This is a genomic window from Bradyrhizobium sp. USDA 4473, assembly GCF_054063335.1.
On record NZ_JBSSGE010000001.1, the window covers coordinates 3,688,657 to 3,701,364 of the forward strand.

The 12,708-nt window shown below is 61.5% G+C and carries 12 protein-coding genes and 2 pseudogenes; 12 read left to right on the forward strand and 2 right to left on the reverse strand.

From position 1 onward, the window contains the following. Positions 1-105: 105 nt before the first annotated feature. A pseudogene (locus ACVW17_RS17055) lies at positions 106-203 on the reverse strand (DUF736 family protein); the annotation flags it as partial. Between the two features lie 393 nt (positions 204-596). On the opposite strand from ACVW17_RS17055, the gene ACVW17_RS17060 reads away from it, so the two are divergent. The 3 genes and pseudogenes from ACVW17_RS17060 to ACVW17_RS17070 form a co-directional block, all read left to right on the forward strand. Then, complete coding sequence (locus ACVW17_RS17060) at positions 597-917, forward strand: DUF736 domain-containing protein (protein WP_456797662.1); 321 nt, start codon at positions 597-599, stop codon at positions 915-917. Positions 918-1,749: 832 nt separating this feature from the next. Then, positions 1,750-2,028 (forward strand): helix-turn-helix transcriptional regulator, encoded by a 279-nt coding sequence (locus ACVW17_RS17065; protein WP_456752960.1) that lies wholly within the window; start codon positions 1,750-1,752, stop codon positions 2,026-2,028. A gap of 3 nt (positions 2,029-2,031) precedes the next feature. Further along, positions 2,032-2,686, forward strand: a pseudogene (locus tag ACVW17_RS17070) (replication initiator protein A); the annotation flags it as partial. A 356-nt stretch (positions 2,687-3,042) separates the two neighbouring features. On the opposite strand, the gene ACVW17_RS17075 reads toward ACVW17_RS17070, so the two are convergent. After that, positions 3,043-3,345: a hypothetical protein gene (locus ACVW17_RS17075; protein WP_456797663.1), complete on the reverse strand. Its 303-nt coding sequence runs from the start codon at positions 3,343-3,345 to the stop codon at positions 3,043-3,045. 446 nt (positions 3,346-3,791) lie between these two features. On the opposite strand from ACVW17_RS17075, the gene ACVW17_RS17080 reads away from it, so the two are divergent. The 9 genes from ACVW17_RS17080 (at position 3,792) to trbB (ending at position 12,707) form a co-directional block, all read left to right on the forward strand. Further along, a complete protein-coding gene (locus ACVW17_RS17080; protein ID WP_456797664.1) occupies positions 3,792-4,256 on the forward strand; it encodes a DUF2840 domain-containing protein in 465 nt (154 codons plus the stop codon). Then, on the forward strand, positions 4,253-4,765 hold the full coding sequence (locus ACVW17_RS17085; protein WP_456797665.1) for a S26 family signal peptidase: 513 nt from the start codon (positions 4,253-4,255) through the stop codon (positions 4,763-4,765). The genes ACVW17_RS17080 and ACVW17_RS17085 overlap by 4 nt, the downstream gene beginning before the upstream one ends. Positions 4,766-4,959: 194 nt before the next feature. Further along, on the forward strand, positions 4,960-5,649 hold the full coding sequence (locus tag ACVW17_RS17090; protein ID WP_456797666.1) for a lytic transglycosylase domain-containing protein: 690 nt from the start codon (positions 4,960-4,962) through the stop codon (positions 5,647-5,649). After that, positions 5,646-5,903, forward strand: a complete 258-nt coding sequence (locus ACVW17_RS17095; protein ID WP_456797667.1) for a hypothetical protein — start codon at positions 5,646-5,648, stop codon at positions 5,901-5,903. The genes ACVW17_RS17090 and ACVW17_RS17095 overlap by 4 nt, the downstream gene beginning before the upstream one ends. Continuing rightward, positions 5,900-7,663 carry a relaxase/mobilization nuclease domain-containing protein gene (locus tag ACVW17_RS17100; RefSeq protein WP_456797668.1) on the forward strand — a complete coding sequence of 588 codons (1,764 nt, stop codon included), beginning with the start codon at positions 5,900-5,902 and terminating at the stop codon, positions 7,661-7,663. The genes ACVW17_RS17095 and ACVW17_RS17100 overlap by 4 nt, the downstream gene beginning before the upstream one ends. Positions 7,664-7,699: 36 nt before the next feature. Beyond that, positions 7,700-9,688 carry a conjugal transfer protein TraG gene (locus ACVW17_RS17105; RefSeq protein WP_456797669.1) on the forward strand — a complete coding sequence of 663 codons (1,989 nt, stop codon included), beginning with the start codon at positions 7,700-7,702 and terminating at the stop codon, positions 9,686-9,688. A 6-nt stretch (positions 9,689-9,694) separates the two neighbouring features. Beyond that, on the forward strand, positions 9,695-10,120 hold the full coding sequence (locus ACVW17_RS17110) for a ribbon-helix-helix domain-containing protein (protein ID WP_456752966.1): 426 nt from the start codon (positions 9,695-9,697) through the stop codon (positions 10,118-10,120). A 120-nt stretch (positions 10,121-10,240) separates the two neighbouring features. Further along, on the forward strand, positions 10,241-11,563 hold the full coding sequence (locus ACVW17_RS17115) for an MFS transporter (protein WP_456797670.1): 1,323 nt from the start codon (positions 10,241-10,243) through the stop codon (positions 11,561-11,563). Between the two features lie 229 nt (positions 11,564-11,792). Next, positions 11,793-12,707 (forward strand): P-type conjugative transfer ATPase TrbB, encoded by a 915-nt coding sequence (gene trbB, locus ACVW17_RS17120; protein ID WP_456797671.1) that lies wholly within the window; start codon positions 11,793-11,795, stop codon positions 12,705-12,707. The last annotated feature ends 1 nt before the right edge of the window (position 12,708 follow it).

Here is a 12,708-nt window from a genome sequence, read left to right on the forward strand (position 1 = left end):
AAGCAACGCCTCAACCGTTCTTGCGGCCGCCGCGCGCGGGGGGGATCCTTCGTCAGCTTCCTCGTCGAACAGGTTCGCGTAGATCGCGATATCGAATGCGGGTCAAGGTGACTGGAGCGAGAGGTAATCGCGCCCTCGTCGATGTGTTTCGACCAGGCGGCGCCGATCTCGGCCCGGCCCACATAGATGCGGTAGCGTGTGGCGCGCGCTCGATCGTTCTTTCATGGACGATACCGCCCTTTGCGGCGGATTGTTTCTTTCTCTTCGCTGAATCGTTCCAACATCTTGTGCAGCCCAACCGAGATTCGCCAGTCTTCTCCTTGCGATTGCGGTTCAGCACGCGGACGCACGTGGCCTCCTTGATGGCTTGATCTGGCCGAAGACCGGCTTCGCCTCGATCGTCTGAGCCGCAACGCCGTTGATGCGACTTTCTTCCCCTGGGCTAAAGCCCATTCCTCGCGAGACAAGAAAGTCGCCACAACGGCGTCCTCCGCTGCGCTCCGGCCCGAGCGGGTGCGTCGCCGATCGTCCCCGGCCTTTAGATCGCCATCGAGGCCGCGGTGGTCGCGGGCTCGAAACACAACAGGAGAAGTGACATGGCTAACATCGGTTCCTTCAAGAAAGTCGGCAACGATTTCCAGGGCGAGATCGTCACCCTGAGTCTGCAAGCCAAGGGCGTCCGTATCGTCGCCGAGACCAACCGCTCCAACGACAACGCCCCCAGCCACCGCATCTATGTGGGCCGGCCCGAGATCGGGGCTGCCTGGTCGAAGCGCTCCGAAGAGGGCCGCGATTACCTCTCGCTCAAGCTCGACGATCCCTCCTTCACCGCACCGATCTACGCGAACCTGTTCGACGACGAAGGCGGTGAAGGCTACACCCTGCTCTGGTCGCGGCCGCGCAAGAACGGCGAGTGAGTTGAGCCGAGTGCTGCGCCCCGCCATCTGGCGGGGCGCTTCGCAACCGGCCTGAGGCGGCTTACGATTGCCAGGCTGCGCGGCGCCTTGAGCAGGCTCCCGGTTCGATCCGACCCTTCAGCAATCTGTCCGAGCACGGTGGGCGGCTTAAGCCCGCTCGCTCCTCCTGCGTAATAAGTAGATCGTCGTATCTCCGACGCGGATTTTCGGCCATGATCTCCTTTCCAACGCTATACGGGAGCTGAGCCGAACGATCGTTCCTATTGTTGTCGAACGATCTCACCGGCTCCGGCGACGCGACAGGCGTGGCCGATCTTGATCGCAGCAGCCGCAGCGCCTGTATCTCGCAAGATCAGCGTCTCGGCTACGGCTCGATCATGCGGCCGGGCAGGTGCGTCGCGCCCAATGTCTGGACTGCGGTTCTGCGTGTCGATTTCGGTCGAGCACCGCATCTGGTCCAAGGAGCCGCCGGTAGTCGGCTCGTCATAAGCAGCCGAGTTGATGTTTGAGGCGACTAACGGGCATATGTAGCCAGTTACTCTGGCGCATGATGAACGGGAGCGCGCGAAGCCCAAGCTTGGATCAATCGTTTAAATAGCAGGGGCAAGCGCCTTAGCTCCGTTATCCGCGCGCTCGCCTGCGCAATCGCTGATCGGCGGCTTCTATCGCAAGCTTCTGCGGCCCGGGCGCGAGGACGAATAGGTCTTCTGTAGGGGTATCGAAAATCACCCCGTCATCTTCGGCATCCCCCTAAGCACTGCTACTCCGCGATGGTGGCCGTCGACGCGCGACGAACCTCGTTCGCGCTCCAGACGATCACGGAGCTTTTCAAATGTCCGATCCGTACGCGGATAAGACGCAGCGTTACCTACGAACGTCCGAAGCCGCGCGCTTTTTGAGTTTGTCCGGCCGCACTTTGGAGAAACATCGAACGTACGGAACCGGCCCGCAATATCACAAGATCGGTGGGCGTGTGGTCTACTCAGTAGCTGACCTGAGAGCCTGGGCCGAACTGGGCAAGAAGAAATCGACTTCCGATCCCGGTGCCGGCACGGTACTGCCCGCAAAACGGCACGCGCCAATTCCTTATGCAGGTAAAGAGCGGCGCTAAGCAATGTCCGTTAGCAAATCCCCGGCGCACCGCCGCCGTTCAGAGCGCGAGCGCATTCCCCCGTTTCGTGCGCATCCTGGCGACCTCGCGCCGCGCGATGCGCAGGATCTCATAGCTTATCCGTTCTTCTCACGCGTGAAGACAAATCGCATCGTGCCAATCGATTTCTGCGCCGGCGCGATCGTAATTCACGTCGAAGCCATGCGGAAACACGGCATGGCGGCCATTTCGGATGCAGATATTCCGGTCTGGGCCGTGCGCCAAATCGTCGAAGCCCGTGACGCCGGTTTGAGAATGTCGCGCCTGATGGCTGCAACGCGTTACGAGATTTCGACTTTTGTCGCTCGCGATACCAGCGCGCGGGAATATGACCGGCTAAAGACCGGGCTCGACAGACCGCGATCTGTGACAGTGCAGACTTCGCTCCGCCAACCGACAGAATGGCGACCGTATCGTCGCTCCTGGATCAACGAGTGGAAGGAGACGGTCAATGTAAACGAGCGTCGATTTGGTCTCGAGCTGATCCTGCCTGCTTGGTTGCATACGGGGGTGGTTGATGACGGGCTCGTGCTGACGATCGGTCGTACCCCATTTCAATCTGACAGGCGGACTTGCCCGTCGGCTTTACTCGCTCTTGGGCAAGCGCGGTGGGCGCCAACATGCTGTCGAGGGCCGAAATTGAGCTTCATTGCTTGCTTCTCCGCGCTTTACGACCGCGCTCACTTCACTCACCTTCAGACCCCAACTTCTAATCGTGGATCCTTGTATTTTGAACAAGTAGGCCACGCCTGGAGCGATGCCACTTGCACTTGCATTCCCACGCGCGACGCGTTCCTGCGATGCAACTCGTTTCTAGAACGTACGGATAATACCGCGCGATCACCAACGTCGGCGTCACCATATTACACTCGTTGTGTTCCTTTGCGGCAGCTCGCTAGTCGAGGAGAACTCGGCGACATCCGTGGTTGGCACCAAGGCCACCACATGCGGGAATCTGGAGAATGGGCGGTCAGGCTAACAAGCGCAATGCTTGATAGCCTCAAGGCGGCCTGCCGATATGTCGCCGACCTTGAGCCGGGACGTGCGCAACGAGTCGCGGATCGTGTTCACCATATTCAGCAGCTTGACGAGCAGCGCCGTCCGCCCGACCCGCAGCGCCTGCAACGTTTGCGCGCTCTCCGGCCTGACGTGGACTGCGCGGAACCAGCCGGTCCGCATCATCTGCGCAATATCTTTGACGTCGTTCCGGCACGTCGCGTTCACCGCCGCCTCGGCATGGCGCGCCTCGATGCAAATCACGGGGAAGCGCTTTTGCACGAGCGCCGTGAACAGCCATGTGCTGTACGAGAACGCTTCCAGGTCGACGCGCTTGAGGCGGATTCCTCAGTCTGGCAGGATCAGCTCGATTGCGTCAGGGGCGGTCTCAAGCGTCGTCCCCAGGACGAGCTTGCCGTCACTATACACCAGGCAAACGTTCGTCGCCTCCAGCGACACGTCAGGACCTGGATGGAGGTCCATCGTTCGCTTTCACCGTCGGTCGCCGGCGCGCGCCGCGCGCTGCGTTCGCGAATCATTGCGAGGTACCGTCGCCGCAATGCGGCTGGCGAGGGGACACAAGTCGGTACCCCGATTGCCCAGAAATGCTCCGGGAGAGGTGATTGGCAACGCCGCGGCGCCAGTCCTGCTAACCTTCAGAAGCGTCACGCGTGCTTAACGCCGCTCAAAGCATACGGCTCCCAGTTCGAGCGTCGGGGAGCGGCGGCATGAGCGATTTCACCGAAGTGGAACTGCTGTGGCTCGAAAAGCGAATCGAAAACCGCATTCGGTTCGGTCGTATCGTCGAGGAACGGAAGATTGATCGTCATCGGCGTGTCCTATCATTCGCGCCAGACAGCATCTTTGCATTTGTCCGTTGGACCTCCAACGACTTCGGTACGGTCATTTCGCGCATCGACATCTTGCGCTCGGTCGCGCCGGGACAGCGCTGCTCGACTGTGCCCTATGTGAAGCCCGGCGGAGAAATTTTGCTGCGGCTCTCCGGGTGGCCGAAGGTCGAACGCGTGCTGCAGATGATCGACGCCGTCGAGGCGCTCAGCATCGATCCGGCCGACGTCGCTCCAGATCACTGGCATCACGTCCACAACCGTCTATCCGTCAATGAAAAGCCGCGTCCCTACACGAAAGCCCGCCACCAGGTGTGGCTCCATCGCCGGAGAGTGACGCGATGAGAAACCGCCTGATGACGTTGACAACGACGTTTGGGGTCGCAGCTGCGCTGGTCGCGACTGTCGCTCTGGAGCCGCTTCCCCTCTACATCTGGAATGCATCGAAGAGCGTGCCAATCGGTCTTTATCGCTTACGACCGGCAACGCGCTTCCAGGTTACCGAACTGGTCGCCGTTCAGCCGCCAGAGCCGCTTGCGACCTTCCTCGACCTTAACGGCTACCTGCCCATCGGCGTCCCCATGCTTAAACGGGTGCTCGCGCTGCGCGGACAGACGGTCTGCAGATCCGGCCCCACGATTTCGGTTGATGAGATTGCAGTCGGCGAGGCCCGCGATCGCGACGGACGCGGCCGTCCGCTGCCGAAATGGCAGGGCTGTCGCGTCCTCGGCACAGACGAACTTTTTCTGATGAACTGGCAGTCCAACGACTCCCTGGACGGTCGATATTTTGGATTTATCCCGGCTTCCGCTGTAATCGGACGTGCGTTCCCAGTCTGGACGCGGGAGGAATGAGCGTGCGTGTTCCACGTGTTCACCTTGCCATTCCTTTGTTCGGTCCATTGCGGGACCATTCCTCCGTTCCGATCGATATCAAGCTCGACGCGCGCAGGGGCGGTCCAGGTCGGCCGAGCGGCTGGCACGAAGCAGCTTTACCCTGGAGGGGCCCGAGCACGGTGGCCTGCGTGGCTCGATCCGTCGCGCGTGTGATGCCCCTGTGGCTCCTACTGACCGCATCGGGCGATGCTGTTTCAGCCGAGAACGGGCCGATCGCAGTTTCAGCGATCCGTCAGGGCACCCGCTCGTTCGCGGGGTTCATCGACGAAGCAGCACAACGCTTTGCGATCCCGTCAGCCTGGATACGCTCGGTGCTCAGCGTCGAAAGCGCGGGAGACGTGCATGCCAAATCGCCCAAGGGCGCAATTGGCCTGATGCAAATCATGCCGGCGACCTGGGCGGAACTTCGCAAGCGCTATAATCTAGGCAGCAATCCTTACGATCCACACGACAACATTCTGGCTGGGGCTGCGTATCTGCGTGAATTGCTCGATCGCTATGGCTCGCCAGGTATGTTTGCGGCGTACAACGCGGGACCATCTCGCTATGAAGCACTTCTTGCGAGCGGCGCTTTGCCAGCCGAGACGCAAGCGTATGTGGCAAAGCTTGCAGCTCTGCTTGACATCGAAATGCCTGCGACGAGGAGAGCCGCCAGGCAGCCATCCACGGCTGAAACTTTGTTCGTCACATGGTTTGATCGGACGAGAATGCGCGATCGATCGGCAGAGCTCATGCCTTCGAGTGGCGCCAAGGCTGCAATCTCGGTGCACGGTGTCTCGCCCATGGTCCCCCGGCCTGTTGGTGTGTTCGTCCCTGGGTCGGAGGCGGGAGGATCGCAATGACCATATTGGCAGGTTCGCGAGCCCTGGCGTGCAACAGCGAGCAATTGGCGAAAGAACGAGCAGAGCGCACAAGCACGACAGCTGGACTGCTAGATAAAAAGGGCTCGCCGGTCGAACCACAAGCCATTGGCATGGCTTGGGTTCTGGCGTACCGGTCGGTCGCGGCGCGTGCCGCGCCTTGCTTTTTAACGAATGCAATCAAAGGCGTTTTCGGCACCGTGCGCACTTTGGATCACTCGGAGGCCCTGCCATGAGTGTGCGCGACAGCGATCTACGTATTCGGCCTGGGCGCATCCGCAGTACCCGCGCGCCGAAGCCCAAGAGCTTCATCAACCAGGTGCTGCGGGCGGCGAAGAAAGCAGGACATTCCTCAGGTCAGACAATGGCCGGCGGGCGTTCCGCGGCCTATGGGCGCTCGACGTTTGGTCGCGGGCGGCTCGCCTTCAGCCGCGCCAGATTGTTCAGCCCGACGCGGCGCGTCGTGGTGAAGGCGCGCGTGGTTCGTCATAAGGGGCGAGCGTTCCGTTCAGCGCCACTGACCGCCCATCTCTCATATCTGAAGCGCGACGGCGTGACCCGGAGTGGTGAGCGGGCCGAGATGTTCGATGCCGGCAGCGACCGCGCCGATAGCGCGGCTTTCGCAGAACGGTGCAATGACGACCGGCATCATTTCAGGTTCATCGTCTCGCCAGAGGATGCCGGTGACATGACCGACCTGAAGGCCTTTGCCCGCGACCTTGCCAATCAGATGGAGACCGATCTCGGCACACGGCTCGACTGGGTGGCCGTCGATCATTGGAATACCGACAATCCCCACATCCATTTTCTCGTTCGGGGAGTCGATGAGGAAGGGGCGGATCTCGTGATCTCCCGCGACTACATCAGCCAGGGTCTGCGCTCACGCGCCGAGGAACTGGCCGCCATCGAATTGGGTCCAAAGCCGGAGCACGAGATCCGCAATTCACTGGAGAGAGAAGTCACGGCGGAACGATGGACGCGGCTGGATCGGGAGATCCGGCTGGCGGCCGATGAGACCGGCTCTATCGATCTTCGCCCGGAGAACCCCGGCCAGTCCGATCCCGAGATCCGGCGCCTGATGATCGGTCGTCTTCAGCACCTGGAGAAGATGGGCTTTGCCGCATCGGCCGCGCCGGGGGAATGGATGGTCGGGCTCGAGGCTGAGCGGAGCCTGCGCGAGCTTGGCATGCGCGGCGACATCATCAAGACCATGCATCGCGCCTTTACCGAACGTGGGGAAGCGCGCGGTGTTGCCGACTTCGTGATCGAAGGCCGAGAGCCGACGTCCCAGATCATCGGGCGACTGGTCGACCGCGGGTTGCATGACGAACTGACTGGCGAGGCCTACGCCCTGATCGACGGAACGGACGGGCGCGCCCATCACGTGCGCTTCCGAGGGCTGGAGGCTTTGGACCAGGCGCCACGGGCCGGCGGCATCGTCGAAGTCCGACGCCTCGGTCAAGCCGGCGATCCGCGGCCGACCATGGTGCTCGCAGCCCGTTCCGATTTCGATCTTGCCGAGCAGGTCACTGCAAGAGGGGCCACCTGGCTCGACCACCGGCTGGTCGAACGCGATCCCATGCCACTCGCCACGGGCGGCTTCGGCCGCGAGACTCGCGAAGCCATGGAAGCCCGTACCGAGCATCTGATCCAGGAGGGGCTGGCGCGGCGGCAGGGCCAACGCATCATCCTGCAGCGCGACCTCCTGAACGCGTTGAGCCGGCGCGAACTGGACGAGGTGGCCGCTAGAATCTCGGCCGACAACGGCCTGCCTCGCGTGAATGCCGCTTCCGGGGAGCATGTGGTGGGCACCTATCGCCAGCGCCTGACGCTCACTTCGGGACGCTTCGCCATGGTCGATAATGGGCTTGGTTTCCAGCTCGTGCCTTGGTCGCGCGAACTCGAAAAGAAGCTCGGCCAACACGTCACTGGTGTCGTGAAGGACGGCGGTGGCATCGAATGGGGCTTTGGTCGGAAGCGCGACCTTGGCCTCTAGCAATCTCTCCAATCCAGTTGCGGAAGGATGTTCGGGATGTCCGGAACCAAAATCCTCTGGGGTCAGGTGATCGTCGTCGGCCTGATCGTTTTGCTGGCCATCTGGGGAGCAACCGAGTGGACGGCCTGGCGGCTCGCCTGGCAACTGGAGCTTGGGCGGCCCTGGTTCGAGCTGTTGGGCTTCAAGATCTATTTCCCGCCAATCTTCTTCTGGTGGTGGTTCGTCTTTGATGCCTATGCCCCGCAGGTCTTTGTCGAGGGGGCGTTCATTGCCGCGTCAGGGACCTTCGTTTCGATCGCGGCGGCGATCGGCATGTCGGTGTGGCGCGCGCGTGAAGCCAAGAATGTCGCGACCTACGGTTCGGCGCGCTGGGCTGGTGTGGAAGAAGTCCGAGCAGCGGGACTTCTTGGTCCGGATGGTGTGGTGCTCGGCAAACTCGACCGCGACTACCTCCGCCATGATGGACCGGAGCACGTATTGTGTTTTGCGCCCACCCGATCCGGCAAGGGTGTCGGTCTGGTCGTCCCCTCGCTGCTCGCTTGGCCCGGCTCGGCCATCGTTCACGACATCAAAGGCGAGAACTGGCAACTGACCGCGGGCTTCCGCTCGCGGCATGGCCGCGTCCTGTTGTTCGACCCCACCAACCCGAAGTCCACAGCCTACAATCCGCTGCTCGAAGTCCGGCGTGGGGAATGGGAGGTTCGTGACGTCCAGAACGTGGCCGACGTCCTGGTCGACCCCGAAGGCTCGCTCGACAAGCGGAACCATTGGGAGAAGACCAGTCATTCCCTCCTCGTCGGCGCCATCCTCCATGTCCTCTATGCCGAGGCAGACAAGACCTTGGCGGGCGTGGCCGGCTTCCTGTCCGATCCGAAGCGGCCGATCGAGGCGACGCTGAAGGCGATGATGACCACATCCCACCTCGGCGAGCACGGCGCCCATCCCGTGGTCGCCTCGACGGCGCGCGAACTTCTCAACAAGTCCGAGAACGAACGCTCCGGCGTCTTGTCCACCGCGATGTCGTTCCTCGGGCTTTACCGTGATCCCGTCGTGGCTCTGGTGACCTGCCGCTGCGACTGGCGGATCGCCGATCTGATCGCAGATAGCCGCCCTACGACGCTTTACCTAGTGGTGCCGCCCTCCGATATCTCGCGCACCAAGCCGTTGATCCGCCTGGTGCTGAACCAGATTGGCCGTCGTCTGACCGAGGATCTGCATGCCCGCGACCGCCGGCATCGAGTTCTGATGATGCTCGACGAGTTCCCGGCTCTTGGGCGGCTTGATTTCTTCGAGTCCGCACTCGCCTTCATGGCGGGGTACGGCATCAAGAGCTTCTTGATCGCGCAGTCGCTCAATCAGATCGAGAAGGCCTACGGGCCAAACAATGCCATCCTCGACAACTGCCACGTCCGGGTCAGCTTCGCGACCAACGACGAGCGGACCGCCAAGCGGGTGTCGGACGCCTTGGGGACGGCGACCGAGATGCGGGCGATGAAGAACTACGCCGGGCATAGGTTGAACCCCTGGCTGGGTCACCTGATGGTCTCGCGGCAGGAGACGGCGAGGCCGCTTTTGACTCCTGGCGAGGTCATGCAGCTTCCGCCTATGGACGAGATCGTCATGGTGGCGGGTACGCCGCCAATCCGGGCGAAGAAAGTTCGCTACTATGAGGATCGGCGGTTCACCGAGCGGGTTCTGCCGCCGCCCGATCCAGCGAGCGCCGGCCGTTCCTCGCGAACGGACGGATGGTCGGCGCTCGGACCTCTGAAGTCGACGGCACGCCCAACTGACAAAACTGCGGATGCCGAGCAAGACACGGCGAACAGTGGGCTCCGTCGTGAGCCTGAACTTCCGGATCACGTCGCGATCGCCAAGGAGACGACAGCACCGACGCCGGCAGAGGAGTTCGCCATCGTCCTTGACGATGACGAGGATGCGGTCCGTCAGTCCCGGCTCATACGCCAACAGATGCGAGGTGTCGCCCGTCAGGCCGCTATGGACCCGAATGACGGTATGGAGCTCTGAGGCGACATGCGCGACCGGATGAACGTCTACTTCCCGCCAGAGCTGCTGAAACAGATCTCCGAACTTGCCGATCGCAAGAAGCTTTCCCGGTCTGCGATCGTGGAAGCGGCCGTCGCTTCGTTTCTGTCACCGGATGGAGCGGACAGGCGGGAGGCGGCGTTCGCCCGGCGCCTCGATCGGCTGTCGCGTCAGATGCAGAGGCTGGAGCGCGACGTCGGTCTGACGGCTGAGAGCTTGGCGCTTTTCATTCGCTTCTGGTTAACGATCACGCCGCCGCTACCCAACGACGCGCAGGCGGCCGCGCAGGCAAAGGGTCGCGAGCGTTTTGAAGGATTTGTCGAAGCGCTCGGGCGCCGTTTGCAAAAAGGGCAAAGCTTTCTGCGCGAGATTCCAGAAGATATTCGCCGTCAGGAACCGGCCGAAGAAACCTGATTGCCATTTCGCCAATCCTTCTTTTCACTACGCCTGCCTGCGACTGCAGCGATTTAGCCGACCCGACGAAAAGCTGGTCGCGCTATCGGCTCGTACGAGCTGACAGCAAGAGGGGCTAGCATGCAATTCTCACCAGCATGGCAAATCGCGCGCGTTTTTCTACCTTTTGCAGCTGGGTACTACCTCTCGTATCTGTTTCGAACCATCAACGCTCTGATCGCAAGCCATCTCAACTCGGACACCGGGCTTGGAACTGCCGACCTCGGGTTGCTTACGTCAGTCTATTTCCTAATATTTGCGGCCGCTCAGATCCCCATCGGTATATTGTTGGATCGCTTTGGTCCACGTCGCGTCCATAGTGTTCTGCTCTTGCTTGCCGCAGCGGGCGCCGGACTCTTCGCCATATCGACTGGCTTCCTGTCGCTTTTGATCGCGCGTGCAATGATCGGCCTTGGCGTGGCGGCGGCGTTGACCGCAGGATTGAAGTCGATCGTCCTTTGGCTCCCCCCGGAGCGTGTCGCCTTGCTGAACGGCTACATGGTCATGCTGGGATCGCTAGGAGCAGTGACTGCTACGGTCCCCGTCGAACACCTGCTCGCCTGGATGAGCTGGCGGCAACTCTTTAAGGTCCTAGCGGCCGCTACCGGTGCGACGGCCATCCTCATCTATGCCGTCGTGCCTGAGCGAGGCATTGTCCCATCAGCAGAGCGCGCCACTCTTAGCTCCGTTTTCGGCGATCGGCGCTTTTGGCGAATGGCCCCTTTGTCGGCGACTTGCATTGGATCGGCCTGGTCCCTGCAGGGATTGTGGGCATCGCCATGGCTGACCGACGTGGAGGGGCTTGATCGCGCAAGTCTCGTCAGACAGCTTTTCATGATGTCAATCGTACTTAGCGGTGGTGCCTGGTTGTTCGGAATGACGGTCCATTGCATCAAACGAAGGGGAATCGGGGCGGAGACAATATTGGCGATCGTTGCAGTACTATTTATTGCAGCCGAGTTTGCCTTGATCCTGCGAGCGCCGGTGCCATCCATCTTTCCCTGGTCTGTTGTCGCAATTGTCGGAACGGCAACCGTGGTCAGCTTCGCGGTGATAGCGGATTACTTTCCGCCGGAGCTTGCCGGTCGTGCCAACGGCGCCTTGAACGTTTTGCATTTTGGTTGGGCGTTTCTGGCACAATACGCGACAGGTCTTATCTTGGAGCAATGGTCTGCGAATGATGGCCATAGACCCCTCCAAGCCTATCAAGTCGCGTTCGGTCTCAACGTAGCAATGCAGATCGCGACGTTCGTCTGGTTCGCGATGCCCTGGCGCCGATCCATCGCTTCGTGGATGAGTTCAATCCTCTTCTTCAAGCCGGCTGATGTTTCCTATGCTGTCGAGTCAGTTGGGTTGTATGAGGATTCGGTCATTCTGGTGCCCGCGGACGACGCGGAGTGGTGAGCAATAACTCATCGCGAACCGGTGCGATTGAGTAGCCGTCCAATATCAGCCGTCAGTCTTCCTTTTTCTACGCCAGTCTACGATTACCGAAAGCGCTTGTTGCGCCAAGTCCGTCAGTGCCTTTTCTAATCATCCCCATATGAGGACGCTCGTTGGATGTCCTCATTCGGTGGGGCGAACGGTGGTAATCCATTCCATTCAATCGGAAGCGAGTTCGCGCGGCGCGCGAATGCTGCGTAGCGCGCTTGGCTCTGCGATTGCCGGCTACCTCGAAGACGAATCGATCATCGAGGTGATGCTCAATCCGGATGGGCGGTTGTGGATCGACCGGTTGTTGAATGGCCTGATCGACACGGGCGAAACTTTGTCCGCAGCGGATGGCGAGCGCATTGTTCGCCTGGTAGCGCATCACGTCGGTGCCGAGGTGCATGCCGGCTCGCCACGGGTCTCGGCCGAATTGCCTGGGACCGGCGAGCGCTTCGAAGGTCTCTTGCCTCCGGTCGTTGCAGCACCGGCCTTTGCTATCCGCAAGCCCGCAGTGGCCGTGTTTACGCTCGACGACTACGTCGCCAGGGGGATCATGACCTCGGAGCAGGCCAAGGTCCTGAGGGGCGCGGTCGCCGCACGGAAGAACATCCTCGTCGCCGGCGGGACATCGACCGGCAAGACGACGCTGACGAATGCCCTCCTGGCCGAGGTGGCAAAGAGCTCCGATCGGGTCGTTCTGATCGAAGACACGCGCGAACTGCAATGCAATGCGCCCAATCTCGTGGCGCTGCGGACCAAAGATGGCGTGGCCACGCTATCGGATCTCGTTCGGTCCTCGCTGCGACTGCGTCCTGATCGTATCCCGGTTGGCGAGGTTCGCGGTGCGGAAGCACTCGATCTGCTCAAGGCCTGGGGCACCGGTCACCCCGGTGGCATCGGCACTATTCATGCGGGCACCGCGCTCGGTGCGCTGCGGCGGCTCGAGCAGCTTATTCAGGAAGCCGTCATCACGGTTCCGCGGGCCCTGATCGCTGAGACAATCAACCTCGTCGCCGTCCTTACGGGCCGCGGCGCTGACCGTCGCCTTGCTGAGCTCGCCCTCGTTTCGAGCCTTGGCGCCGCGGGCGACTACAACCTTTCATCAGCAGGAGACTGAC

What these genes read in the sequence shown, in the direction of transcription:
- ACVW17_RS17060 (WP_456797662.1), top strand. Translation starts at nt 597, where the DNA reads ATGGCTAACATCGGTTCCTTCAAGAAAGTCGGCAACGATTTCCAGGGC.
- ACVW17_RS17065 (WP_456752960.1), top strand. Translation starts at nt 1,750, where the DNA reads ATGTCCGATCCGTACGCGGATAAGACGCAGCGTTACCTACGAACGTCC.
- ACVW17_RS17080 (WP_456797664.1), top strand. Translation starts at nt 3,792, where the DNA reads ATGAGCGATTTCACCGAAGTGGAACTGCTGTGGCTCGAAAAGCGAATC.
- ACVW17_RS17085 (WP_456797665.1), top strand. Translation starts at nt 4,253, where the DNA reads ATGAGAAACCGCCTGATGACGTTGACAACGACGTTTGGGGTCGCAGCT.
- ACVW17_RS17090 (WP_456797666.1), top strand. Translation starts at nt 4,960, where the DNA reads ATGCCCCTGTGGCTCCTACTGACCGCATCGGGCGATGCTGTTTCAGCC.
- ACVW17_RS17095 (WP_456797667.1), top strand. Translation starts at nt 5,646, where the DNA reads ATGACCATATTGGCAGGTTCGCGAGCCCTGGCGTGCAACAGCGAGCAA.
- ACVW17_RS17100 (WP_456797668.1), top strand. Translation starts at nt 5,900, where the DNA reads ATGAGTGTGCGCGACAGCGATCTACGTATTCGGCCTGGGCGCATCCGC.
- ACVW17_RS17105 (WP_456797669.1), top strand. Translation starts at nt 7,700, where the DNA reads ATGTCCGGAACCAAAATCCTCTGGGGTCAGGTGATCGTCGTCGGCCTG.
- ACVW17_RS17110 (WP_456752966.1), top strand. Translation starts at nt 9,695, where the DNA reads ATGCGCGACCGGATGAACGTCTACTTCCCGCCAGAGCTGCTGAAACAG.
- ACVW17_RS17115 (WP_456797670.1), top strand. Translation starts at nt 10,241, where the DNA reads ATGCAATTCTCACCAGCATGGCAAATCGCGCGCGTTTTTCTACCTTTT.
- trbB (WP_456797671.1), top strand. Translation starts at nt 11,793, where the DNA reads ATGCTGCGTAGCGCGCTTGGCTCTGCGATTGCCGGCTACCTCGAAGAC.